This window comes from Streptomyces sp. NPDC052064 (genome assembly GCF_055585925.1).
The window spans coordinates 266,160-288,524 of record NZ_JBVJJE010000012.1 but is presented as its reverse complement, the minus strand read 5'-3'; the positions used below and the strand labels follow the sequence as shown (position 1 = coordinate 288,524).

Genomic DNA, 22,365 nt, shown 5'->3' with positions numbered 1-22,365 from the left:
TAGCTCCCGCCATCCCATATGCTTCTCACGTCCCCGACGCGCTGAGAAGCGCCCAGGCGGGCCGATAGCCCTCATCGTCTAGCGGCCTAGGACGCCGCCCTTTCAAGGCGGTAGCACGGGTTCGAATCCCGTTGGGGGCACGCACCACCCTGTGCGACACTGTCGTACGACACGCTTGGTCCTGTGGAGCAGTTTGGAGTGCTCGCCACCCTGTCAAGGTGGAGGCCGCGGGTTCAAATCCCGTCAGGACCGCTGAGGTTTCACGTGAAACCTCGTGGCTGGGTAGCTCAGTTGGTACGAGCGTCCGCCTGAAAAGCGGAAGGTCGCCGGTTCGACCCCGGCCCCAGCCACAACCGCCCTCACCAGGGCTTGAGCCCCTCTCCACTAACACTGGAGAGGGGCTCTTTCATGCCGTCTACGCCAGCGGACGAGCGACTTGGGGACCGTTTCTGTCCTGTGCCATCGAAGTTTGAGTACGTGTCACCGAAGGCTGAACAGGGGTGACGGCCCCCGCGGGATGCTTGCGGGGGCCGTCTCGATTACTGGGCGCCGTTGCCCGCCCCGGTCCAGCCGTCATGCATCCCGCCCCCTTCTCCTCGGCGAACCCCGGTGGCAGATCGGCTCCGGGGCGCTTACGGACCCGTAGCGGGTGGGGCATGAGAGGTGTAGAGGGTCGGGCTGCGCGGCTGCGCATCCCCTTACGCGACTGATGGTGGCGCTTTGGGTACTTTGCGTGTCCATGGTTGGGGAGGCGATGAGTAGTCGCTGCCGCGTGCTGGGATTCTTCGACTAGTCGTCCCCGCTGCTCTGCTGTGAGCGGGAGTTCCGGCTCGTGCTGCGGGCCAGTTCGCTGCCGAGCAGCGTGGCCTTGGCCACACCACGTGCCCAGCGCGGGGCGTCGCCCCGAGCCGCCCAGAAGACGCAGACGCAGCCGCCGATGAAGAGCAGAACGACGACCGACAGTACGAGCACGAGCATGCTCGACCCCCATTTCGTGTGATGGTCCGCGCCATCGTCTCAGGCGGGCCACAGGCCTACGCCTGCCGCACCTCAGGCACGCTGAGGGCGGCGTAGGTGTGACCAGCAGGAAGAACACCGTGGGCGTACGCCAACCCGTACGCCGACAGCAGCGAACGACCGCCGCTGCCGGGCACCTCTCACGGCTCCACGATCAGGTCCCACCCTTCCGGAGGGGCGGCGCGTGACCCGGCCAAACCGCCGGAGACAAAAGCGTTAGCCATGAAAATCCGCGGGATGAGATCCTGGACCGCGTATGTCTACGCAATCCGCCCCCGCCCTCGGCGCCCTCGCCTCCCGCCTGACCGAGCTGTCCCTGCGCGACGCGCACCGGCTCGGGCGCAGGCTCGAAGGTGCGCGCAAGATCCGTAAGCCGGAGGCCCAGGCCGCCGTGCTGGCCGAGATCGAGGCGAAGATCGGCAAGGCCGAGGAGCGGATGGCCGGGCGACGCGGCCGCCTGCCCGAGATCACGTACCCGGAGCAGCTGCCGGTCAGCCAGAAGAAGGACGAGATCGCCGACGCCATCCGCGACCACCAGGTCGTGATCGTCGCCGGTGAGACCGGTTCCGGGAAGACCACGCAGATCCCGAAGATCTGCATGGAGCTCGGCCGCGGGGTCCGCGGCATGATCGGGCACACGCAGCCCCGCCGTATCGCCGCCCGCACGGTCGCCGAGCGCGTGGCGGAGGAGCTGGACACCCCGCTGGGCGAGGCCGTCGGCTGGAAGGTCCGCTTCACCGACCAGGTCGACCCGGACGCCACCTTCGTCAAGCTCATGACGGACGGCATCCTGCTCGCCGAGATCCAGACCGACCGCGAGCTGCGCGCCTACGACACGATCATCATCGACGAGGCCCACGAGCGGTCCCTCAACATCGACTTCCTGCTGGGCTACCTCGCCCAGCTGCTGCCGAAGCGCCCCGACCTCAAGGTCGTCATCACCTCGGCCACCATCGACCCCGAGCGCTTCTCCCGGCACTTCGGCGACGCCCCGATCGTCGAGGTCAGCGGCCGTACGTACCCCGTGGAGGTCCGCTACCGGCCGCTCCTGGAGGAGGACGGCGACGACGCCGACCGCGACCAGATCACCGCGATCACCGACGCCGTCGAGGAGCTCCAGAGGGAGGGCAAGGGCGACATCCTGGTCTTCCTCTCCGGCGAGCGGGAGATCCGTGACACGGCAGACGCGCTCACCAAGAAGAACTATCGGTTCACGGAGGTCCTGCCCCTCTACGCCCGGCTGTCGCACGCCGAACAGCACCGCGTCTTCCAGCCGCACACCGGGCGCAGGATCGTTCTGGCCACGAACGTCGCCGAGACCTCCCTCACCGTCCCGGGCATCAAGTACGTCATCGACCCGGGCTTCGCACGGATCTCCCGGTACAGCCACCGCACCAAGGTCCAGCGCCTCCCCATCGAGCCGGTCTCCCAGGCCAGCGCCAACCAGCGCAAGGGCCGCTGCGGCCGTACGTCGGACGGCATCTGCATCCGCCTCTACAGCGAGGACGACTTCAACGCCCGCCCGGAGTTCACGGACGCGGAGATCCTCCGGACGAACCTCGCCTCCGTCATCCTCCAGATGACCGCGGCCGGCCTGGGCGACATCGAGAAGTTCCCCTTCATCGACCCGCCGGACCACCGCAACATCCGCGACGGCGTACAACTCCTCCAGGAGCTGGGCGCCCTCGACCCGGCGCAGAAGGACCCCCGCAAGCGGCTCACGGACACCGGCCGCAAGCTCGCCCAGCTGCCCGTCGACCCGCGGTTGGCCCGGATGGTCCTGGAGGCGGACAAGAACGGCTGCGTGCGCGAGGTCATGGTCATAGCGTCGGCGCTGTCCATCCAGGACCCCCGCGAGCGCCCCGCCGACAAGCAGACCCAGGCCGACCAGCAGCACGCCCGTTTCAAGGACGAGACCAGCGACTTCCTGGCCTACCTCAACCTCTGGCGCTACATCCGCGAGCAGCAGAAGGAGCGCGGCTCGTCCTCCTTCCGCCGGATGTGCAAGCAGGAGTACCTCAACTTCCTTCGCATCCGCGAATGGCAGGACATCTACAGCCAGTTGCGCACGGTCGCGAAGCAGATGGGCATCCACCTCAACGAGGACGACGCCCCGGCCGACCGCATCCACGTCTCCCTGCTCGCGGGCCTGCTCTCCCACATCGGCATGAAGGACGTGAAGAACGCCGGTGGGGAGGGCGGGAAAGGCACAGCGAAGAACGAGTATCTGGGCGCCCGCAACGCCAAGTTCGCGATCTTCCCCGGCTCGGCCCTCTTCAAGAAGCCCCCGCGCTTCGTGATGTCCGCCGAGCTCGTCGAGACGTCCCGCCTCTGGGCCCGCGTCAACGCCAGGATCGAGCCCGAGTGGGTCGAACCGCTCGCCGGCCACCTCCTCAAGCGCACGTACAGCGAACCGCACTGGGAGAAGGACCAGGCCGCGGTGATGGCGTACGAGAAGGTCACGCTCTACGGCGTACCGATCGTGGCGCAGCGGAAGGTCAACTACGGCCGGATCGACCCGGAGGTCAGCCGCGAGCTGTTCATCCGGAACGCGCTGGTCGAGGGCGACTGGCGCACGCACCACAAGTTCTTCTCGGACAACCGCAGACTCCTCACCGAGGTCGAGGAGCTGGAGCACCGGGCCCGGCGCCGGGGCATCCTGGTCGACGACGAGACGCTGTTCGACTTCTACGAGCAGCGGATCCCCGAACACGTCGTCTCCGGTGCCCACTTCGACTCCTGGTGGAAGCACAAGCGGCACGAGCAGCCCGACTTCCTCGACTTCGAGCGCGAGATGCTCATCAACGAGAAGGCGGGCGAGGTCACCAAGGCCGACTATCCGGACTCCTGGCGGCAGGGCAACCTCAAGTTCCGTGTGACGTACCAGTTCGAGCCGGGCGCGGACGCGGACGGCGTGACCGTCCACATCCCACTCCAGGTCCTCAACCAGGTCACGGACGAGGGCTTCGACTGGCAGATCCCGGGCCTCAGGGAAGAGGTCGTCACCGAGCTGATCCGCTCCCTGCCCAAGCCGATCCGCCGGAACTACGTCCCCGCGCCGAACTACGCGAAGGCGTTCCTGGACAAGGCGGTCCCGCTCCAGGAGCCCCTCACCACGACCATGACCCGCGAACTGCGGCGCATGGTCGGCGTGCCCTTCGAGGCGGACGACTTCGACTGGTCCAAGGTCCCCGACCACCTCAAGGTCACGTTCCGGATCGTCGACGAGCGGCGCCGCAAGCTCGCCGAGGACAAGGACCTGGAGGCACTGAAGCTCAGGCTCCGGCCCAAAGCCCGCAAGGCCCTCTCCCAGGCGGCGGCCGCCACGGCGGAACGCCAGGGTGGCGAGTCCCTGGAGCGCAAGGGCCTCACCGACTGGACGATCGGCACCCTCACTCGCGTTTTCGAGACCCGGCGGGCCGGCCAGCCGGTGAAGGCGTACCCGGCGCTGGTCGACGACGGCGACACGGTCTCCGTACGCCTCTTCGACACGGAGGCCGAGCAGCAGCAGGCCATGTGGAAGGGCACCCGCCGTCTGATCCTGCGCAACATCCCGGTGAACCCGGCGAAGTTCGCCTCCGAGAAGCTGACGAACGCGCAGAAGCTGGCGCTGTCCGCGAATCCGCACGGCTCCATCCAGGCACTGTTCGACGACTGCGCGATGGCGGCCGCCGACAAGCTGATCGCGGACTTCGGCGGGCCGGCGTGGGACGAGGAGTCGTACCGGAAGCTGTACGACAAGGTGCGCGCCGAGATCGTCGACACGACCGTCCGTACGGTGGGCCAGGTCCAGCAGGTGCTGGCCGCCTGGCAGGCCTGTGAACGCCGTCTGAAGGCCGTACGCAGCCCCGCGCTGCTGCCGAACCTCCAGGACGTGCGGGGGCAGCTGGACGCCCTCGTGAAGCCCGGCTTCGTGACGGAGGCGGGGCTGCGGCGCATGCCGGACCTGATGCGCTATCTGGTGGCCGCGGACCGGCGTCTGCAGCAGATGCCGACGAACGTGCAGCGGGACACCACGCGGATGCAGAAGGTCCACGAGATGCAGGACGAGTACGCCTGGCTCCTGGAGCAGATGCCGCAGGGCCGGCCGGTGCCGTCGTCGGTCCTGGACATCCGCTGGATGATCGAGGAGCTCCGGGTCAGCTACTTCGCCCACGCGCTGGGCACGGCCTACCCCGTCTCCGACAAGCGGATCGTGAAGGCGATCGACGCGGCGGCGCCGTAACGGCGTGCGCACGCAGGGTGAGTTCGACCAGGGCCCCACCCTCCTGTAGAGTCTCTTTTCGCAGCGCAACGCACGAATGGCGCCGCGAAACCTGGTCCTGTGGAGCAGTTTGGAGTGCTCGCCACCCTGTCAAGGTGGAGGCCGCGGGTTCAAATCCCGTCAGGACCGCAGTAAAAGAGCCTGGATCTTCGGATCCGGGCTCTTTCTTTGTGCGCCCCTGACCTGCGCGATGACCCCTCGCGGGCCCTCACGCCGTCTTGACGGCCTGTCATTCCCTCGGTACCCAGAAACCAGGGCCGTCCCCGTTCGGCCTCCTGGAGGTGGCGTATGGCGGCATCGGCTAGGCACGAGACACGGGCCCTGCTCCGTGCGCACTTGGCGGCCGCGTCGTCGTACCGGCATCTCACTCGCCACTGTCCGATCTGCCATCGCCTGCTGCGGCTGGCCATGGAGTCCGCCCCTCGCACCACCCAGGCCCCACAGGGGGCCGTCGAGAACGAGCGCCCGGCGCGAGCATAACCGGAGGCCGGTCTCAACACCCCTCCGCACAGGGGATGCTGGAGCCGGTGGTTCCACTACCGCACCCGCGGCGAAGCTAACAAGCCGCTTGGTATGTGACGGGTGTCACTGCATGAGTTTTGGAAAGTGCGGTACTTACACCCCGCCTACAAAGGGTCAATTTAATATGTGCAATTGCACCCCTTCGACGGTGCTGCACACAGAGGATCCGGCACCCCTCCCCAGACTCCGACAAGGCCGCTCACAGCGAGGCCACCAGCCCGACATCCGGCGCACAAAAAAGATCGCGCTGGACCCGGCGGAGTCCAGCGCGACCGACGACGCACCCTGTTATATGCCTGGATAGCTCTGACTGGCGTGGGCGTGGGGCCTGTTGGGGCAGGACCCGCGTCGCTTGGAGCTGTGGTTCCGGACGTCTCGACTGATGGGGGACCAGCCGGTTTGCCCGGTTATTCAGTTGTTCAGGCCTCGCTGCGCTGCTGCGGAATGCCCGCGAGCAGAGCACGGACCTCCGCCTCGCGGTAGCGGCGATGCCCGCCGAGCGTGCGGATCGACGTGAGCTTGCCGGCCTTCGCCCACCGCGTGACCGTCTTGGGGTCGACGCGGAACATGGTGGCGACCTCAGCCGGGGTCAGCAGCGGCTCGGCATCAGGGGTGCGAGCGGTCATGAGCGGCCTCCTCGGGAGAACCGAACCTTCTCGGTTCTTTCCTCTAAATTCTGCACCTTGACCCGCGTTGCCCGAAATGGCGGACGCGAGTCGAGTCGGTTATAGGACGAACGGCTTGTCCTCGGCACTACAACTACACCATCTGTCCAGCCGCGTCGGCCAAACCGATGGAATTGCCCTCCCAGGTGTTCATCAGCGACGGAAGCCGATGGACCATGCCATAGCGGACAGTCACGCCACTGTGACGATCAGTCACAGGACGATCAGGAGTCACTAGACCCCCCAAAGCGTGCAATGCTGAGATTCCGCCCACAATGCAGCACAACGGGACGGAAGGAGCCCCCCGGACTCCTTGTCCTATTTTGGCATGAGGAGGGGCAAGGGGCGCAAGGGTCATGTACGTGTAGTCCGTCACGCTTGGCCCACTTGAGAGGTACGCCCGGATCGGAACCTACGTCCGTTACTGACAAGGCCTCAGCAAACGCAGAGCGCACTTCAGGAACGTCGGTGCGAGGACGAAACCCCAAAACGGGCGGTACGTCAAACGCCTGTTCGTGACCGGTCGCGAGCGGTCCGTAGGAACCGAAGGTCAGATGTCAGTTCGCCGACCGCAGATCCCGTACGGAACGCCACCGGTCCACGAGCCGGGCGTACGCCTCCCCCGCGACCGCTCCGTCGCCCCGGCGCAGCGCGGCGATGCCCTCGGCCACGTCCGCGGCCGAGTGGTCGTCCTCCAGCGCCCCGGCCGGCAGTGCGTGCACGAGGCCGCCGTAGTCCAGCTCCACGAGCGAGCGCGGGTGGAACTCCTCCAGCCAGCGACCGACGTCCACCAGGCCGTCGATCAGCGGCCCCTCGTCCATGGCCTCCTTCAGGGCCCGCAGGCCCCGGGCCACACGCCGCCGGGCCTGGACCATGGGCGTCCGGTAGCGCAGCACCGGCGGGCTGTCCTCGCTGTCGCCCTTGTCGTACTCGCGCTCCTCGTCGGCGACCAGCACGAACCAGTTGATCGGCACCTGCCAGGTCGCCGTACGGATCCACGGCCGGGCGTCCGGGTTCTCCGCCAGCCAGCGCTCGTAGTCCTGGGCCGCCTGGCGGCGCAGGAAGGGCGGCAGGACCGCGTCCAGGACGGGCGGCGGGAGCTCCTCGGAGAGCTCTTCCAGGGCCTGCCAGCCGCGCAGCCGGGTGCGCCAGGGGCAGACGCAGACGACGCCGTCGACATCCAGCACGAAGGCGTCCTGGCTCTCGTGCACCGGCACCAGGACCGGCGGGATGGGCGCCAAATCGGCCAGCGCGCGGCGGAGTTCGTCCTGGTACGAGGGACGGTCCGGACGGCGTGCGTAGCGGGCCCAGTGGCTGCGCTCCGGCTCCGGGAAGGCGGCCAGCGGTTCGTACACGCGCAGATAGGTCGCGTAGGGGACGATCACCGAGGACACCTTGGGCACGCCTGCTCCCTCCCCCGCGCACCGTCGCGAAAACCTGCGGAACCCACTCACAAACGCGCGGGAAATCTATGCAAATCGTCGCACGGGTGTACTCCGGTCGGAGGTGATCCTGTGCACTGTGCGGTCGGCGGGCCCACCAGGCTCTAATCTCGTGCTCAACAGCCCCCACCGCCCTCCCCTCTGCCAAAAGCGTGGGGGGACCCCCTGGGAGCTGGTCTCCACCCGCCGCAACTTACTCAGGAGTCACCACAGTGACCGACGTAACCGGCGCACCTGCTGATGTACTGCACACCCTGTTCCACTCGGACCAGGGGGGTCATGAGCAAGTCGTGCTCTGCCAGGACCGCGCGAGCGGCCTCAAGGCCGTCATCGCCATCCACTCCACCGCCCTGGGCCCCGCGCTCGGCGGTACGCGCTTCTACCCGTACGCGAACGAGGCCGAGGCCGTCGCCGACGCGCTGAACCTCGCCCGCGGGATGTCGTACAAGAACGCCATGGCCGGTCTCGACCACGGCGGCGGCAAGGCCGTGATCATCGGTGACCCGGAGCAGATCAAGAGCGAGGAGCTGCTGCTCGCCTACGGCCGGTTCGTCGCCTCCCTCGGTGGCCGGTACGTCACCGCCTGCGACGTCGGGACGTACGTCGCCGACATGGACGTCGTGGCCCGCGAGTGTCGCTGGACCACCGGCCGCTCCCCGGAGAACGGCGGCGCCGGGGACTCCTCCGTCCTCACCGCGTACGGCGTCTACCAGGGCATGCGGGCCTCCGCGCAGCACCTGTGGGGCGACCCCTCGCTGCGCGGCCGCCGGGTCGGCATCGCGGGCGTCGGCAAGGTCGGCCACCACCTCGTGGAGCACCTGCGGGCGGAGGGCGCCGAGGTCTTCGTCACGGACGTACGCGAGGAGGCCGTGGGGCGGGTCCTCGCCGCGCACCCGACGGGCGTCACGGCGGTCGCCGACACCGCGACCCTGATCCGCGTGGACGACCTCGACATCTACGCTCCGTGTGCTCTCGGCGGGGCCCTGAACGACGACACGGTGCCGGTGCTGACCGCGAAGGTGATCTGCGGCGCCGCCAACAACCAGCTCGCCCACCCGGGTGTGGAGAAGGACCTCGCCGACCGCGGGATCCTCTACGCGCCGGACTACGTGGTGAACGCCGGCGGCGTCATCCAGGTGGCCGACGAGCTGCACGGCTTCGACTTCGAGCGGTGCAAGGCGAAAGCGGCGAAGATCTTCGACACCACGCTGGCCATATTCGCACGTGCGAAGGAAGACGGAATTCCGCCGGCCGCCGCGGCCGACCGGATCGCCGAGCAGCGCATGCACGACGCGGCCACGGCCCGCCGGGCGCTCTGATTCGAAAGCGCCTCGTACGTTTGGCCGGTACCCGTCGGTGGGCAGTTAGAGAGAACTCTCACTTCTACCGGCGGGTCGACCGCCGATAAGTGGTTAAAATCGCGGTTGACCAGCGAGGACGGGGCGCCTCGAAGGTCCTGGGCGCGGGCACGTCATGCGGGCGACGTACCGTATGGGCGCGGGCTCAGGTACCGTGGAAGCCCTACGGACCGGTCTCTCCGCGGAGAGTCCGTGCCGGACCATGAACGCGTGTCAAGACTCTGGGGCCGTCGAGCCCCGTCGTTGAGGGGGTCGAGCCATGGGGCGCGGCCGGGCCAAGGCCAAGCAGACGAAGGTCGCCCGCCAGCTGAAGTACAACAGCGGTGGGACTGACCTCTCACGCCTGGCCGAGGAGCTGGGTGCATCGCCTTCGAATCCGCAGCCGCCTAACGGCGGGCCGTTCGAGGACGATGATCAGGACGACGACCTGTACGCACGGTACGCCGACCTCTACGAGGACGACGATGAGGACGAGGACGACCAGTCCTCGCAACACCGTCGCGGCGCTTGACCTTGCACTGAGCACTTACCCGGTCGGTGACTCCGGTCACCGACCGGGTTCTGTGCTGCCCGCAGGGTCACGGCCCCCCGTGTCTCAGTTCGCGTAGTCACCGATCAGGGCGGCGCCGGTGGTGTGCTCGCCCCGGTCCGTGATCTCGCCTGCCACCCAGGCGTCCACACCGCGGTCGGCCAGGGTTGCCAGGGCCACGTCCGTGGACTCCTGCGGCACGATCGCGATCATGCCGACGCCCATGTTCAGGGTCTTCTCCAGCTCCAGGCGCTCCACGTTCCCGGTCCGGCCGACGAGGTCGAAGACCGGGCCCGGGGTCCAGGTGGAGCGGTCGACGATCGCGTGCAGGTCGTCGGGGACGACCCGGGCGAGGTTGGCCGCGAGGCCGCCGCCGGTGACGTGGCTGAAGGCGTGCACCTCGGTGGTGCGCATCAGGGCCAGGCAGTCCAGCGAGTAGATCTTCGTCGGCTCCAGCAGCTCCTCACCGAGGGTGCGGCCGAGCTCGTCGATGTGCGCGTCGAGTGCGAGTCCTGCCTGGTTCAGCAGGACGTGGCGGACGAGCGAGTACCCGTTCGAGTGAAGACCGGAGGACGCCATGGCGATCACCGCGTCACCCGTCCGGATACGATCCGCGCCGAGCAGCCGGTCGGCCTCCACGACGCCCGTCCCGGCGCCGGCGACGTCGAAGTCGTCCTCGCCCAGCAGGCCCGGGTGCTCGGCCGTCTCCCCGCCGACCAGGGCACAGCCGGCCAGCACACAGCCCTCGGCGATGCCCTTGACGATGGCGGCGACGCGCTCGGGGTGGACCTTGCCGACGCAGATGTAGTCGGTCATGAACAGCGGTTCGGCGCCGCACACCACGATGTCGTCCATGACCATGGCGACCAGGTCGTGACCGATCGTGTCGTAGACGCCCAGCTGGCGGGCGATGTCGACCTTGGTGCCGACGCCGTCCGTGGCGGAGGCGAGCAGGGGACGCTCGTAGTTCTTCAGGGCGGAGGCGTCGAAGAGGCCGGCGAAGCCGCCGAGGCCGCCGAGGACCTCGGGGCGCTGGGCCTTCTTCACCCACTCCTTCATCAGCTCGACGGCGCGGTCGCCCGCTTCGATGTCGACACCTGCTGTTTTGTAAGACGCAGTTGCGTAGCTGGCACCAGTTGTCTCAGACATGGCTAATGAGAACCTTCGTGTCGTACAGCAGGTATTGCGGGCTGCCTACGGGCGGCGGATCGCGTCGGCGGCGGCCGTCGCGGCGGGGCCGGCGGCCAGCTCGGTCTCCAGGAGCTGCTTGCCGAGCAGCTCGGGGTCCGGGAGCTCCATCGGGTACTCGCCGTCGAAGCAGGCGCGGCACAGGTTCGGCTTGGCGATGGTGGTCGCCTCGATCATGCCGTCGATGGAGATGTACGCCAGGGAGTCGGCGCCCATCGAGGTGCCGATCTCGTCGACGGTCATGCCGTTGGCGATGAGCTCGGCGCGGGTGGCGAAGTCGATGCCGAAGAAGCAGGGCCACTTCACGGGCGGCGAGGAGATCCGGATGTGGACCTCGGCGGCGCCCGCCTCGCGGAGCATGCGGACCAGGGCTCGCTGCGTGTTGCCGCGCACGATCGAGTCGTCGACGACGACCAGGCGCTTGCCCTTGATGACTTCCTTCAGCGGGTTCAGCTTCAGGCGGATGCCCAGCTGCCGGATGGTCTGCGAGGGCTGGATGAACGTACGGCCGACATAGGCGTTCTTCACCAGGCCGGCGCCGAAGGGGATGCCCGAGGCCTCGGCGTAACCGATGGCCGCCGGGGTGCCGGACTCCGGGGTCGCTATGACCAGGTCGGCCTCGACCGGGGCTTCCTTCGCGAGCTTGCGGCCCATCTCCACGCGGGAGAGGTAGACGTTCCGGCCGGCGATGTCGGTGTCCGGGCGGGCCAGGTACACGTACTCGAAGACGCAGCCCTTGGGCTTCGCTTCCGCGAATCGGGAGCTGCGCAGACCGTTCTCGTCGATGGCGACGAACTCGCCCGGCTCGATCTCGCGGACGTAGCTGGCGCCGCAGATGTCGAGGGCGGCGGACTCGGAGGCGACGACCCAGCCGCGCTCAAGACGGCCGAGAACCAGCGGGCGGATGCCCTGCGGGTCGCGGGCCGCGTAGAGGGTGTTCTCGTCCATGAAGACGAGGCTGAAGGCACCGCGCACCTGCGGAAGGACCTGGCCGGCCGCCTCCTCGATGGTCAGCGGCTTGTCGTCCTCGTCGACCTGGGCCGCGAGGAGTGCGGTGAGCAGATCGGTGTCGTTGGTGGCCGCCACGCGCGGCGTGCGGCCGCCCTCCTGCTTGGGCAGGTCGGCGACCATCTCGGCGAGCTGGGCGGTGTTGACGAGGTTGCCGTTGTGGCCGAGCGCGATCGAGCCGTGCGCGGTGGCGCGGAACGTCGGCTGGGCGTTCTCCCATACGGAGGCACCGGTGGTCGAGTAGCGGGCGTGACCGACCGCGATGTGACCCTGGAGCGAACCGAGTGAGGTCTCGTCGAAGACCTGGGAGACCAGGCCCATGTCCTTGAAGACGAGGATCTGTGAGCCGTTGCTGACCGCGATTCCCGCGGATTCCTGGCCTCGATGCTGGAGGGCGTAGAGCCCGAAGTACGTGAGCTTGGCGACCTCTTCGCCCGGAGCCCAGACACCGAAGACGCCGCAAGCGTCCTGAGGGCCCTTCTCACCGGGGAGCAGGTCGTGGTTGAGTCGTCCGTCACCACGTGGCACGCCACCGAGTGTAGGCGAGGTCGTCCACTGGTCCGAATTGGGGATACCGGACTTTTCAGTGGATCACTGTTCGGCGACGGCGCGCACAGTCGTGCCGTTTTCGCTGGTCAGCGTCAGAGTTTGGTGATCGACTCGGTACTTCAGCTTCCCGTCGAAAAGTCGCAGCAGGGCCTTCTCGTCGGACATGAGTGAGTCTTCGCACATCATTCGGGTCGTGGCCGGGCGGCCGAGGGTGATATCGCCGTCGCGGACGGTGGCCTCGGCGTTCACCTTGTTGCAGCCGAGGCTGCCGGAGACGGTGCCCTTCTTCCCGTCGAAGGTGAGGTGGGCGCGGCCGTCGGTCTCCGGGGACGTGACGGTCCACTTGGTGCCGCTCAGCGGGGCGTCCTCGGCCTTGGTCAGGCGGACGGTGTCCCCCTGGTCGGTGGTGAGGGTGAGGCGGTCGCCGTCCACCCGGGCCCTGAACTCCCGGTCGGAGAGTGTGCGGGCGAGGGTTTCCTCGAACTCCATGGGCTTGTTCTCGCACGCCATCTCCGTGGACATGGTCCTGCTGAGCCGGATGCGGTCGCCGTCGACGGTGGCCTTGGCACCGAAGTTGTTGCAGCCGAAGCTGCCCTCGGCCCGGCCCTTGTCGATGGTCACGTGGGCGCCGGTCGGGGCCTTGTGGGTCCTGCCGTCCGCGGTGACGCTGTCCACGCTCCATCGCACGCCCGTCACCGGCTTCTCGGCACGGACCGAACCGCTGCCGCTGTCCGCCTTCTCGTTGCCACAGGCCGCCATGAGCGGGACGAGCATGGCGGCGGCCATCAGGGTCATGCGCTGCTTCTGCCTGTCCATGCCACTTCGACGGGGGACCCGGGGGAATCGGTTCCCCTTACGGCCCCCGTTCCTTCCTGTGCCTCCGCTTACCCCATCAACGGCAGGTGGGCCGAAAGATCCGCCCGCTCTCCACTGGCGCTCACCTGGGCGTCCTGGAGCGCCTGCGCCCAGGCCAGTCGCCCGGTCGCCAGCCGGATCCAGGTCAGCGGGTCCGTCTCGACGACGTTGGGCGGGGTGCCCCGGGTGTGCCTCGGTCCCTCCACGCACTGCACCACCGCATACGGCGGAACCCTCACCTCCGTCGAGCCGCCGGGCGCCTTCGCGGCGAGCGCGTCGGCCAGCAGCCGGATGCAGGTAGCCAGGGCCTGACGGTCGTAGGGGATGTCCAGGCCGGGGACGGCGGTGTTGAGGTCGTCGGTGTGGACTACGAGTTCGACGGTGCGGGTGACGAGGTAGTCGGCGAGGGTCATGGCGCCCGTGCGTGTGGCGAGCAGGCGGGTGCCGGGGGCGTCCGCCAGCTTCTCGGTGAGGCGTTCCCCGGTGTCGGCGTAGAGGGCGTCGAGGTCGGGGTGGGCCTCGGCGAGCTGCCGGGTGTCGTCGGCGATGCCGGAGGCGCGGGCGGCGGTGGCGAAGGGCCAGTCGAGGAGGGCGAGCTCCGCTTTCGCCGGTTCCTCGCGGTCGAGGTTACGGCTGACGCTCTCCACGGCCAGCGTCACGTGCGCCGCCAGCTCCCGGACGGTCCAGTCACCGAGCCGCGTCGGAAGCGCCAGCTGCTGGGGGCCGAGGGCGCGGACGGCCTGCCGTACGTTCCCGAACTGGGCGAACACGGCCGTGCGGATCTTGGCGGGGTCGTAGCTGCGGGTGCGCTTCTTGGCCGGGGGCATGGCGTCAGCCTAGGGCTCCGTGCCAGGTGAAGGGACGCCCCGGGGCGGGGCCGTCAGCCGGGGACAAGCGCAGACCGATGAACCGGACCCCGGAACACACGAAAGCCCCGCCGGTCACCATGACAGGCGGGGCCCGTGTCGTCGTGCTGCCCCGGGCGCTACGCCAGCAGCGCCGGGATCGTCCTCTCGTGGGTCTCGCGCAGCTCGGACAGGGAGAGTGTGAACTCGCCCTGGACGTCCACCGAGTCGCCGTCCACGACACCGATGCGGGTGGCCGGCAGGCCCCGCGCGCCGCACATGTCGTTGAAACGGACCTCCTCGGAGCGCGGCACGGCCACGACCGCGCGGCCCGCCGACTCGGAGAAGAGGAAGGTGAAGGCGTCCAGACCGTCCGGGACGATCAGGCGGGCGCCCTTGCCGCCGAGCAGCGCCGACTCGACGACCGCCTGGATCAGGCCGCCGTCGGACAGGTCGTGAGCGGAGTCGATCATGCCGTCGCGGGACGCGGAGATCAGGATCTCGGCGAGCAGCCGCTCACGCTCCAGGTCGACCTTCGGGGGGAGGCCGCCGAGATGGTCGTGGACGACCTGCGACCAGGCCGAGCCGCCGAACTCCTCACGCGTGTCGCCGAGGAGGTAGAGCAGCTGGCCCTCCTCCTGGAAGGCGACCGGCGTGCGGCGGGCGACGTCGTCGATGACGCCCAGGACCGCGACCACCGGGGTCGGGTGGATGGCCGCCTCGCCGGTCTGGTTGTAGAGCGAGACGTTGCCGCCCGTGACCGGCGTGCCGAGCTGCTGGCAGGCGTCCGCCAGACCGCGCACGGCCTCCGCGAACTGCCACATCACCGCCGGGTCCTCGGGCGAACCGAAGTTCAGGCAGTCGGAGACGGCGAGCGGCTTGGCCCCGGTGGTGGCGACGTTGCGGTACGCCTCCGCCAGCGCAAGCTGGGCGCCGTGGTACGGGTCGAGCTTGGCGTACCGGCCGTTGCCGTCCGTGGCGATGGCCACGCCGAGGCCGGTCTCCTCGTCGATCCGGATCATGCCGGAGTCCTCGGGCTGTGCGAGGACCGTGTTGCCCTGCACGAAGTGGTCGTACTGGCTCGTGATCCAGGACTTGGAGGCCTGGTTCGGGGAGCCGACCAGCTTCCGGACCTGGTCCTTCAGCTCCTCGCTCGTCGCCGGCCGCGGCAGCTTGTTCGCGTCGTCCGCCTGGAGGGCGTCCTGCCAGGACGGGCGGGCGTACGGGCGCTCGTAGACCGGGCCCTCGTGGGCCACCGTGCGCGGGTCGACGTCGACGATCTTGCCGCCGTGCCAGTAGATCTCCAGGCGGTCGCCGTCGGTCACCTCACCGATGACGGTGGCGATGACGTCCCACTTCTCGCAGATCTCCAGGAAGCGGTCGACCTTCTCCGGCTCGACGACCGCGCACATGCGCTCCTGCGACTCGCTCATGAGGATCTCCTCGGGGGAGAGCGTCGAGTCGCGCAGCGGTACGTCGTCGAGCGTCACGCGCATCCCGCCGGAGCCGTTGGAGGCCAGCTCGGAGGTGGCGCAGGACAGGCCCGCCGCGCCCAGGTCCTGGATGCCGACGACCAGCTTCTCCTTGAACGCCTCCAAGGTGCACTCGATGAGGAGCTTCTCCTGGAAGGGGTCGCCGACCTGGACGGCCGGGCGCTTCGAGGGCTTGGCGTCGTCGAAGGTCTCGGAGGCCAGGATCGACGCGCCGCCGATGCCGTCGCCGCCGGTCCGGGCCCCGTACAGGATGACCTTGTTGCCCGCGCCGGACGCCTTCGCCAGGTGGATGTCCTCGTGCCGCATGACGCCGATGGCACCGGCGTTGACCAGCGGGTTGCCCTGGTAGCAGGAGTCGAAGACGACCTCGCCGCCGATGTTGGGCAGTCCCAGGCAGTTGCCGTAGCCGCCGATGCCCGCGACGACACCCGGCAGGACGCGCTTGGTGTCGGGGTGGTCGGCCGCGCCGAACCGTAGCGGGTCGACGACCGCCACCGGCCGGGCGCCCATGGCGATGATGTCGCGGACGATGCCACCGACACCCGTGGCCGCGCCCTGGTAGGGCTCCACGTACGACGGGTGGTTGTGCGACTCGACCTTGAAGGTGACCGCGTAGCCCTGGCCGACGTCCACGACACCGGCGTTCTCGCCGATGCCGACGAGCATCGCGTCGGACTCGGGGGCCTTCTCGCCGAACTGGCGCAGGTGCACCTTGCTGCTCTTGTACGAGCAGTGCTCCGACCACATCACCGAGTACATGGCGAGCTCGGCACCGGTGGGCCGGCGGCCGAGGATCTCGACCACGCGCTCGTACTCGTCCTTCTTCAGGCCCAGTTCGGCCCAGGGCAGCTCGACGTCGGGGGTCGCGGCCGCGTGCTCGACCGTGTCCAGAGGCGTCCGGCTCATGCGTTGACCAGCTTCTTGAGGATCGAGGTGAAGAACGGGAGACCGTCGGTACGACCGGTACCGATCAGCGGCTCGACGGCGTGCTCGGGGTGCGGCATGAGGCCTACGACGTTGCCGGCCTCGTTGGTGACACCCGCGATGTCGTTGTTCGAGCCGTTGGGGTTGACGTCCAGGTACCGGAAGGCGACCCGGCCCTCGGACTCCAGCGCGTCCAGCGTGCGCTGGTCTGCGACGTACTGCCCGTCGATGTTCTTCAGCGGGATGTGGATCTCCTGGCCGGCGGTGTAGTCGCTGGTCCAGGCGGTCCGGGCGTTCTCCACCCGCAGCTTCTGGTCACGGCAGATGAAGTGCAGGTGGTTGTTGCGGAGCATCGTGCCGGGCAGCAGATGGGCCTCGGTGAGGATCTGGAAGCCGTTGCAGATGCCGAGGACCGGGAGGCCGGCCTTCGCCTGCTCGATCAGCGGCTCCATGACCGGCGAGAAACGGGCAATGGCCCCGGCGCGCAGATAGTCGCCGTAGGAGAAACCACCGCACAGCACCACGGCGTCGACCTGCTTGAGGTCCTTGTCCTTGTGCCACAGGGCGACCGGCTCGGCGCCCGCGAGCCGGATCGCGCGCTGGGTGTCCCGGTCGTCCAGACTGCCGGGGAAAGTGACGACGCCAATACGAGCGGTCACTTCACGGCCTCCGCGGCTTCCTCGACACGGACCGTGAAGTCCTCGATCACCGTGTTCGCGAGGAAGGACTCCGCAAGATCGTGAATGCGGGCGAGGGCGGCCTCGTCGACCGGCCCGTCAACTTCCAGTTCGAAACGCTTTCCCTGGCGGACGTCCGAGATCCCTTCGAAACCCAGCCGCGGCAGTGCGCGCTGCACCGCCTGGCCCTGGGGGTCGAGGATCTCCGGCTTGAGCATGACGTCGACTACGACGCGTGCCACTGGCACTCCCGGTGTGTGGTGCTGAGCAGGTCCCTTCAGACTACCCGCACAAAATTTCTACGCGCGTCGACTTGTAGGAATCTACGTGACGGTCATCACGATCCTGCATCGACGGGCCCACACACGAAAATTTCCGGGAAAGATTCCGGGTCGACACCCGAAACCTATTGCGTTCGGACACGCGGAAGGATTTAGTCGGGTTTCACATTGCATTGCCGGGCACTGTAGAAATGAATTGACAAGTGCCGCAGGAAGGGACCGATATTCGTGGCGCAGAAAGTCGTGGTCACTCTCTTTGACGACATCGACGGCTCGGAAGCGGCGGAAACGATCGCCTTCGGACTGGACGGCAAGTCGTACGAGATCGACCTGAACGAAGTCAATGCCGTCCAACTGCGGAAGGCGCTCGCGCCCTACGTGGAGGCCGGCCGCAAGCGGTCCCGCTCGGGCAGGGCGTACCGGCAGACGGAGGTCGCCCCCGACCCGTCGGCCGTGCGGGCCTGGGCGCAGGCCAACAAGATGGATGTCCCCGCGCGCGGGCGCATCCCCAAGAGGGTCTACGAGGCGTTCACCGCCGCGCAGTGACGGCCGGTGGGGTCCGGGCGGACGACCGGCCACCCGCCCCTCGCGGCAACCGACTTGCGCAGCACCCCGGCTGATCAGCTAGAGTCTGGAGCACGCCGAGGGGCGAGGCCGAAAGGCCCAGCTCACGGAAACATGCGGGTGTAGTTCAGTAGTAGAACATCCCCCTTCCAGGGGGAAGGCGCAGTGTGCGATTCCTGTCACCCGCTCTGCATCGCCAGTACCGACCACTCTTGTGGATCAGGTAGGCTGGTGCCCGCACCGATCGGTGAGAGCCGGTCGGGAGCAAATGCGGACGTAGCTCAGTTGGTAGAGCGCAACCTTGCCAAGGTTGAGGTCGCGAGTTCGAGCCTCGTCGTCCGCTCGGGAATGAGACCCCGGTCCTGATGGACCGGGGTCTTCTTCGTGTTTCCGTTTCTCGTCCTTGACCCTTGCTTCTGACATTTGTCATGCCGAGCGATGACAGCGCGCACTGCTCCCGGAGCCGCGCGGCCGGGACGCTGAAGGCATGGAAACCAACGGACACGAACACGTGATCGAGGTCACTGACCTGCGGCGTGTGTACGGGGGCGGGTTCGAGGCGGTAAGCGGGATCAGCTTCTCCGTACGGCGCGGGGAGATCTTCGCCCTGCTGGGCACCAACGGCGCGGGCAAGACGTCGACCGTCGAACTGCTGGAGGGACTCGCGGCACCGGCGGACGGCCGGGTGCGGGTCCTCGGGCACGACCCGTACACCGACCGGGCCCTCGTACGGCCCCGCACCGGCGTGATGCTCCAGGAAGGCGGCTTCCCGTCCGAGCTGACCGTCGCGGAGACCGCGCGGATGTGGGCGGGGTGTGTGAGCGGGGCCCGGCCGCCCGCGGAGGTCCTGGCGCTGGTCGGGCTGGAGTCGAAGGCCGGCACCCGGGTCAAGCAGTTGTCCGGAGGCCAGCGGCGCCGACTGGATCTGGCGCTCGCGCTGCTCGGCGACCCCGAAGTGCTCTTCCTGGACGAGCCGACCACCGGCCTCGACGCGGAGGGCCGCCGCGACACCTGGGAGTTGGTGAGCGCGCTGCGCGACGGCGGTACGACGGTGCTGCTGACCACGCACTACCTGGAGGAGGCGGAAAACCTCGCCGACCGGCTGGCGATCATGCACGAGGGGCGCATCGCCAACACCGGAAGCCCGGCCGAGGTGACCGCCGCCGAACCCTCGCGGATCTCCTTCGAGCTGCCCGAGGGCTACTTCGCCGGCGATCTCCCGCCGCTCGGCGAGCTGGGCGTGACCGGACACGAGACCGACGGCCGGATCATCCGGCTCCGCACCCATGAACTGCAGCGGACGGCCACCGGGCTGCTGATGTGGGCCGGGCAGGCCCAGGTGGAGCTGCGCCGCCTGGACGTGCGGTCGGCCTCCTTGGAGGAGGCGTTCCTCGGGATCGCCCGGGAGGTCTCCGGCGAGCGGGCCACGACGACGAAGGAGTACGCGGCATGAGCGCCACCCACGCGACGACCCGCCCGGCGCCGGCGGCGACCACTCCACTGAGCCGGATGACGGCTCTCGCCCGTGCCGAGCTGACCCTGCTCGGGCGCACCAAGGGCGCCCTCGTCGCCGCGCTGTTCGTACCGCTGGTGCTGCCGGTCAGCACGGCCCAGGCGACCAAGGAGATGGACCTCGCCAAGGCCGGTCTGGACACCGGCACCCTGATCCTGCCCGCCTCGTTCGGCTTCTCCCTGCTGTTCGCCGTCTACTCGGTGCTCGTCGGCGCCCTCGTCGTCCGGCGTGAGGAACTCGTCCTCAAGCGGCTGCGCACCGGCGAGCTGCGGGACGTCGAGATCCTGGCCGGTTCCGCGCTGCCGTCCGTCCTCACCGGGCTCGTGCAGTGCCTGCTGCTGGCGGCGGGCTGCTCGGTCGTGCTGGATGTGTCCGCGCCGTCCGCGCCCCATCTGGCCGTCGTCGGCCTGCTGTTGGGGCTCGTGATGTGCGCCGCGCTCGCCGCCGCCACCGCGAGTTTCACCCGGACCGGCGAGAGCGCCCAGGTCACGCCCATGCCGCTGATGCTCGTCTCGATGGTGGGCTCCGGCATGGTCTTCCCGCTGGAGCTGTTGCCCGACCGGGTGGCCTCCGTCTGCGAACTGCTGCCGCTGACGCCCGTCGTCACCCTGGTGCGCGGCGGCTGGACCGGCGACCTGTCGGCGTACGAGGCGCTGGGCGCCGTCGCGACGGCGGTGGCCTGGATCGTCATCGCCGTGTTTGCTGTACGACGGTGGTTCCGCTGGGAACCTCGGCGCTGACCGGAGGGGGAGTGAAGGGCTGATGCGCGGGCCGGGCAGGTGGTGGCGGCGGCAGAGCAAGCCGGAGAAGGTCGAGACGTACACCCGGTGGTCGTTCCACTCCTTCGCGGTGGTCGAGTTCGTCACGATCGGGATCATGACTGTCCCACTGGGGGCGTGGCCCGGGGCCGTGCTGCTGCTGACGGTGGCTGTGCACGTCGGAGTCTGCTTCGTCACCGTGTCGCGGGCACTGGACTGGACGCGCGGCAGGCGGCCCCAGCCCGTCCGGCTGTTATGGACGCTGGCCGCCGTCACCTCCGCGGTCGGCCTCTCCGCGATCGGCATCGCGGACGGCGGACCGGACCGCGAGAGCGTGGACGCCGCTGCGGGCGGGACGTTCGGGGCCGTCATCGTCATCGGGACCGGCATCATCGCGCTCGGCGTACGCGGGCGGCGGCGCGTGTTCGCGATCCCCGGAGCCTTCGCCACGGGCTCTTTCGTCCTGGCGTTCACTCGGGGTGCCCCGGTGGGCGAATCGCTCTTCGCGTCGATGATGGTGCTGTTCGGCGGCGGGCTCCTCGCCTTCACGGCCGTCGTCTCGGTGTGGCTGCTCAACATCGTCTACGAGCTCGACGAGGCGCGCGAGACCCGGGCCCGGCTCGCCGTCGCCGAGGAACGGCTGAGGTTCGGGCGGGACCTGCACGACGTCATGGGGCGGAACCTCGCCGTCATCGCGCTCAAGAGCGAACTGGCCGTGCAGCTCGCCCAGCGGGACCGGCCGGAGGCCGTGGCGCAGATGGTCGAGGTGCAGCGGCTCGCGCAGGAGTCGCAGCGGGAGGTACGCGAGGTCGTGCGCGGCTACCGGGAGGCCGACCTCGGGTCGGAACTGGCCGGTGCGCAAGGGGTGCTGGCCGCCGCCGGTATCGACTGCACGGTGAGCGGGCGGGCCCCGGTGGGGTTGCCGGCCGGGGTGCAGTCCGCCCTGGGGTGGGTCGTGCGGGAGGCCGCGACGAACGTCCTGCGGCATGGGGACGCGCGGTGGTGTGAGGTGCGGCTGAGGGTGCTTGAGGGGCGGGTGGTGTTGTCGGTGGAGAACGACGGGGTTGCCGAGACCGGGCAGGGGGCGTCCGGCTCTACCGGTTCGTCCGGCCCGACCGGTTCCGGGCTCGCAGGGCTGCGGGAGCGGCTGTCGGAGATCGACGGGACGCTGGAGGCCGGGCCCGGGGGCAAGGACCTGTTCCGGCTGACGGTGGAGATTCCGCTGCCGTCGGAGCCCGCCCGTTCCGAGTCCGTCGCCGTTGCGCGAACCGTGAGTGAGGTCATGCCATGACGGCCCCCGAGCCCGTGCGGCTGCTGCTCGCCGACGACGAGCACCTCATCCGGGGGGCGCTCGCCGCGCTGCTGTCGCTGGAGGACGACCTCATGGTCGTCGCCGAGGCGGCCACCGGCCCGGAGGCGCTGGCGATGGCCCGGGCCCACAAGCCCGACGTCGCCGTACTGGATCTCCAGATGCCCGGCGCCGACGGTGTGAAGGTCGCCACATCCCTGCGCACCGAACTGCCCGGCTGCAAGGTGCTCATCGTCACCAGCCACGGCCGGCCCGGGCATCTGAAGCGGGCGCTGGAGGCCGGTGTGCGGGGGTTCGTGCCGAAGACCGTGAGCGCGCAACGGCTCGCGGAGCTCATTCGCACGGTCCATGCCGGGAACCGTTACGTCGACCCGGAGTTGGCCGCCGACGCCATCGCCGCCGGGGACTCGCCGCTGACCGCCCGGGAGGCCGAGGTGCTGGAACTCGCAGCCGACGGTGCGCCCGTGGCGGAGATCGCGGAGCGGGCCGCGCTGTCGCAGGGGACCGTACGGAACTACCTGTCGTCGGCCGTGTCGAAGCTCGGGGCGGAGAACCGGCATGCCGCGGTGCGGCTCGCGCGGGAGCGAGGTTGGGTATAGTGGTT

Annotated in this window: 19 protein-coding genes and 6 tRNA genes; 15 read left to right on the top strand and 10 right to left on the bottom strand. The window is 69.0% G+C overall.

Translation table 11 applies throughout. The features are described 5' to 3' along the window. Positions 1–67 precede the first annotated feature (67 nt). The 3 genes from ACZ6TU_RS30615 to ACZ6TU_RS30605 all read left to right on the top strand — a co-directional run bounded on the left by ACZ6TU_RS30615 (position 68) and on the right by ACZ6TU_RS30605 (position 350). A tRNA-Glu gene (locus ACZ6TU_RS30615) sits at positions 68–140 on the top strand. Between the two features lie 37 nt (positions 141–177). Beyond that, positions 178–252, top strand: a tRNA-Asp gene (locus ACZ6TU_RS30610). A 24-nt stretch (positions 253–276) separates the two neighbouring features. After that, positions 277–350: transfer RNA gene (locus tag ACZ6TU_RS30605), tRNA-Phe, on the top strand. A 439-nt stretch (positions 351–789) separates the two neighbouring features. Here ACZ6TU_RS30605 and ACZ6TU_RS30600 read toward each other — a convergent pair. After that, entirely contained in the window at positions 790–978 is a 189-nt protein-coding gene (locus ACZ6TU_RS30600) for a hypothetical protein (RefSeq protein WP_467677782.1), read from the bottom strand. 295 nt (positions 979–1,273) lie between these two features. On the opposite strand from ACZ6TU_RS30600, the gene hrpA reads away from it, so the two are divergent. The 3 genes from hrpA (at position 1,274) to ACZ6TU_RS30585 (ending at position 5,761) form a co-directional block, all read left to right on the top strand. Further along, positions 1,274–5,242 carry an ATP-dependent RNA helicase HrpA gene (gene hrpA / locus ACZ6TU_RS30595; RefSeq protein WP_469552224.1) on the top strand — a complete coding sequence of 1,323 codons (3,969 nt, stop codon included), beginning with the start codon at positions 1,274–1,276 and terminating at the stop codon, positions 5,240–5,242. A gap of 93 nt (positions 5,243–5,335) precedes the next feature. Continuing rightward, positions 5,336–5,410, top strand: a tRNA-Asp gene (locus ACZ6TU_RS30590). A gap of 159 nt (positions 5,411–5,569) precedes the next feature. Next, positions 5,570–5,761, top strand: a complete 192-nt coding sequence (locus tag ACZ6TU_RS30585; protein WP_467677786.1) for a DUF6274 family protein — start codon at positions 5,570–5,572, stop codon at positions 5,759–5,761. Between the two features lie 461 nt (positions 5,762–6,222). Here ACZ6TU_RS30585 and bldC read toward each other — a convergent pair whose 3' ends face one another. Together bldC and ACZ6TU_RS30575 are read right to left on the bottom strand one after the other, a co-directional pair. After that, entirely contained in the window at positions 6,223–6,429 is a 207-nt protein-coding gene (gene bldC, locus ACZ6TU_RS30580) for a developmental transcriptional regulator BldC (RefSeq protein WP_003949541.1), read from the bottom strand. A gap of 596 nt (positions 6,430–7,025) precedes the next feature. Then, entirely contained in the window at positions 7,026–7,871 is an 846-nt protein-coding gene (locus tag ACZ6TU_RS30575; RefSeq protein ID WP_467677788.1) for a DUF8083 family protein, read from the bottom strand. A gap of 251 nt (positions 7,872–8,122) precedes the next feature. Here ACZ6TU_RS30575 and ACZ6TU_RS30570 point away from each other — a divergent pair, with 251 nt between their 5' ends. Both ACZ6TU_RS30570 and ACZ6TU_RS30565 read left to right on the top strand, forming a co-directional pair. Next, the gene (locus tag ACZ6TU_RS30570; protein ID WP_467677790.1) at positions 8,123–9,229 is read left to right on the top strand and encodes a Leu/Phe/Val dehydrogenase; all 1,107 of its coding nucleotides are present in this window, start codon (positions 8,123–8,125) and stop codon (positions 9,227–9,229) included. A gap of 298 nt (positions 9,230–9,527) precedes the next feature. Beyond that, a complete protein-coding gene (locus tag ACZ6TU_RS30565; RefSeq protein WP_020277200.1) occupies positions 9,528–9,779 on the top strand; it encodes a DUF3073 domain-containing protein in 252 nt (83 codons plus the stop codon). Between the two features lie 84 nt (positions 9,780–9,863). Here the strand turns inward: ACZ6TU_RS30565 and purM are convergent, their stop codons facing one another. The 7 genes from purM to purS all read right to left on the bottom strand — a co-directional run bounded on the left by purM (position 9,864) and on the right by purS (position 17,578). Then, positions 9,864–10,946: a phosphoribosylformylglycinamidine cyclo-ligase gene (gene purM, locus ACZ6TU_RS30560; protein WP_467677792.1), complete on the bottom strand. Its 1,083-nt coding sequence runs from the start codon at positions 10,944–10,946 to the stop codon at positions 9,864–9,866. 45 nt (positions 10,947–10,991) lie between these two features. After that, the gene (purF, locus tag ACZ6TU_RS30555; protein ID WP_467677794.1) at positions 10,992–12,521 is read right to left on the bottom strand and encodes an amidophosphoribosyltransferase; all 1,530 of its coding nucleotides are present in this window, start codon (positions 12,519–12,521) and stop codon (positions 10,992–10,994) included. Positions 12,522–12,584: 63 nt separating this feature from the next. Then, positions 12,585–13,358, bottom strand: coding sequence for an META domain-containing protein (locus tag ACZ6TU_RS30550; protein ID WP_467677796.1), 774 nt, complete (start codon positions 13,356–13,358; stop codon positions 12,585–12,587). 68 nt (positions 13,359–13,426) lie between these two features. Next, a complete protein-coding gene (locus ACZ6TU_RS30545) occupies positions 13,427–14,224 on the bottom strand; it encodes a maleylpyruvate isomerase family mycothiol-dependent enzyme (protein ID WP_467677798.1) in 798 nt (265 codons plus the stop codon). Between the two features lie 158 nt (positions 14,225–14,382). After that, positions 14,383–16,641, bottom strand: a complete 2,259-nt coding sequence (purL, locus tag ACZ6TU_RS30540; protein WP_467677800.1) for a phosphoribosylformylglycinamidine synthase subunit PurL — start codon at positions 16,639–16,641, stop codon at positions 14,383–14,385. Beyond that, entirely contained in the window at positions 16,638–17,318 is a 681-nt protein-coding gene (gene purQ, locus ACZ6TU_RS30535) for a phosphoribosylformylglycinamidine synthase subunit PurQ (RefSeq protein WP_467677802.1), read from the bottom strand. The genes purL and purQ overlap by 4 nt, the downstream gene beginning before the upstream one ends. After that, complete coding sequence (gene purS, locus ACZ6TU_RS30530) at positions 17,315–17,578, bottom strand: phosphoribosylformylglycinamidine synthase subunit PurS (protein ID WP_309063126.1); 264 nt, start codon at positions 17,576–17,578, stop codon at positions 17,315–17,317. Before purS ends, purQ begins: the two co-directional genes overlap by 4 nt. Positions 17,579–17,845: 267 nt before the next feature. Between purS and ACZ6TU_RS30525 the strand changes: the two genes are divergently transcribed. From ACZ6TU_RS30525 to ACZ6TU_RS30495, 7 genes are all read left to right on the top strand, one after another. Next, positions 17,846–18,163 carry a histone-like nucleoid-structuring protein Lsr2 gene (locus tag ACZ6TU_RS30525; RefSeq protein ID WP_467677804.1) on the top strand — a complete coding sequence of 106 codons (318 nt, stop codon included), beginning with the start codon at positions 17,846–17,848 and terminating at the stop codon, positions 18,161–18,163. A 134-nt stretch (positions 18,164–18,297) separates the two neighbouring features. Next, positions 18,298–18,369: transfer RNA gene (locus ACZ6TU_RS30520), tRNA-Gly, on the top strand. Between the two features lie 82 nt (positions 18,370–18,451). Next, positions 18,452–18,524: transfer RNA gene (locus ACZ6TU_RS30515), tRNA-Gly, on the top strand. Between the two features lie 144 nt (positions 18,525–18,668). Beyond that, positions 18,669–19,634, top strand: coding sequence for an ABC transporter ATP-binding protein (locus tag ACZ6TU_RS30510; RefSeq protein ID WP_469552220.1), 966 nt, complete (start codon positions 18,669–18,671; stop codon positions 19,632–19,634). Beyond that, the gene (locus tag ACZ6TU_RS30505; RefSeq protein ID WP_467677808.1) at positions 19,631–20,434 is read left to right on the top strand and encodes an ABC transporter permease; all 804 of its coding nucleotides are present in this window, start codon (positions 19,631–19,633) and stop codon (positions 20,432–20,434) included. Before ACZ6TU_RS30510 ends, ACZ6TU_RS30505 begins: the two co-directional genes overlap by 4 nt. Positions 20,435–20,456: 22 nt before the next feature. Further along, the gene (locus ACZ6TU_RS30500) at positions 20,457–21,743 is read left to right on the top strand and encodes a sensor histidine kinase (protein WP_469552218.1); all 1,287 of its coding nucleotides are present in this window, start codon (positions 20,457–20,459) and stop codon (positions 21,741–21,743) included. Continuing rightward, positions 21,740–22,360, top strand: coding sequence for a response regulator (locus tag ACZ6TU_RS30495; RefSeq protein ID WP_467677812.1), 621 nt, complete (start codon positions 21,740–21,742; stop codon positions 22,358–22,360). Before ACZ6TU_RS30500 ends, ACZ6TU_RS30495 begins: the two co-directional genes overlap by 4 nt. Positions 22,361–22,365 lie beyond the last annotated feature (5 nt).

Bases quoted from the DNA above. Each gene is read 5' to 3' on its own strand.
- ACZ6TU_RS30545 (WP_467677798.1), bottom strand. From the start codon at position 14,224: ATGCCCCCGGCCAAGAAGCGCACCCGCAGCTACGACCCCGCCAAGATC.
- ACZ6TU_RS30495 (WP_467677812.1), top strand. From the start codon at position 21,740: ATGACGGCCCCCGAGCCCGTGCGGCTGCTGCTCGCCGACGACGAGCAC.
- ACZ6TU_RS30510 (WP_469552220.1), top strand. From the start codon at position 18,669: ATGGAAACCAACGGACACGAACACGTGATCGAGGTCACTGACCTGCGG.
- ACZ6TU_RS30505 (WP_467677808.1), top strand. From the start codon at position 19,631: ATGAGCGCCACCCACGCGACGACCCGCCCGGCGCCGGCGGCGACCACT.
- bldC (WP_003949541.1), bottom strand. From the start codon at position 6,429: ATGACCGCTCGCACCCCTGATGCCGAGCCGCTGCTGACCCCGGCTGAG.
- ACZ6TU_RS30500 (WP_469552218.1), top strand. From the start codon at position 20,457: ATGCGCGGGCCGGGCAGGTGGTGGCGGCGGCAGAGCAAGCCGGAGAAG.
- purL (WP_467677800.1), bottom strand. From the start codon at position 16,641: ATGAGCCGGACGCCTCTGGACACGGTCGAGCACGCGGCCGCGACCCCC.
- hrpA (WP_469552224.1), top strand. From the start codon at position 1,274: ATGTCTACGCAATCCGCCCCCGCCCTCGGCGCCCTCGCCTCCCGCCTG.
- ACZ6TU_RS30565 (WP_020277200.1), top strand. From the start codon at position 9,528: ATGGGGCGCGGCCGGGCCAAGGCCAAGCAGACGAAGGTCGCCCGCCAG.
- ACZ6TU_RS30585 (WP_467677786.1), top strand. From the start codon at position 5,570: ATGGCGGCATCGGCTAGGCACGAGACACGGGCCCTGCTCCGTGCGCAC.
- ACZ6TU_RS30550 (WP_467677796.1), bottom strand. From the start codon at position 13,358: ATGGACAGGCAGAAGCAGCGCATGACCCTGATGGCCGCCGCCATGCTC.
- purM (WP_467677792.1), bottom strand. From the start codon at position 10,946: ATGTCTGAGACAACTGGTGCCAGCTACGCAACTGCGTCTTACAAAACA.
- ACZ6TU_RS30600 (WP_467677782.1), bottom strand. From the start codon at position 978: ATGCTCGTGCTCGTACTGTCGGTCGTCGTTCTGCTCTTCATCGGCGGC.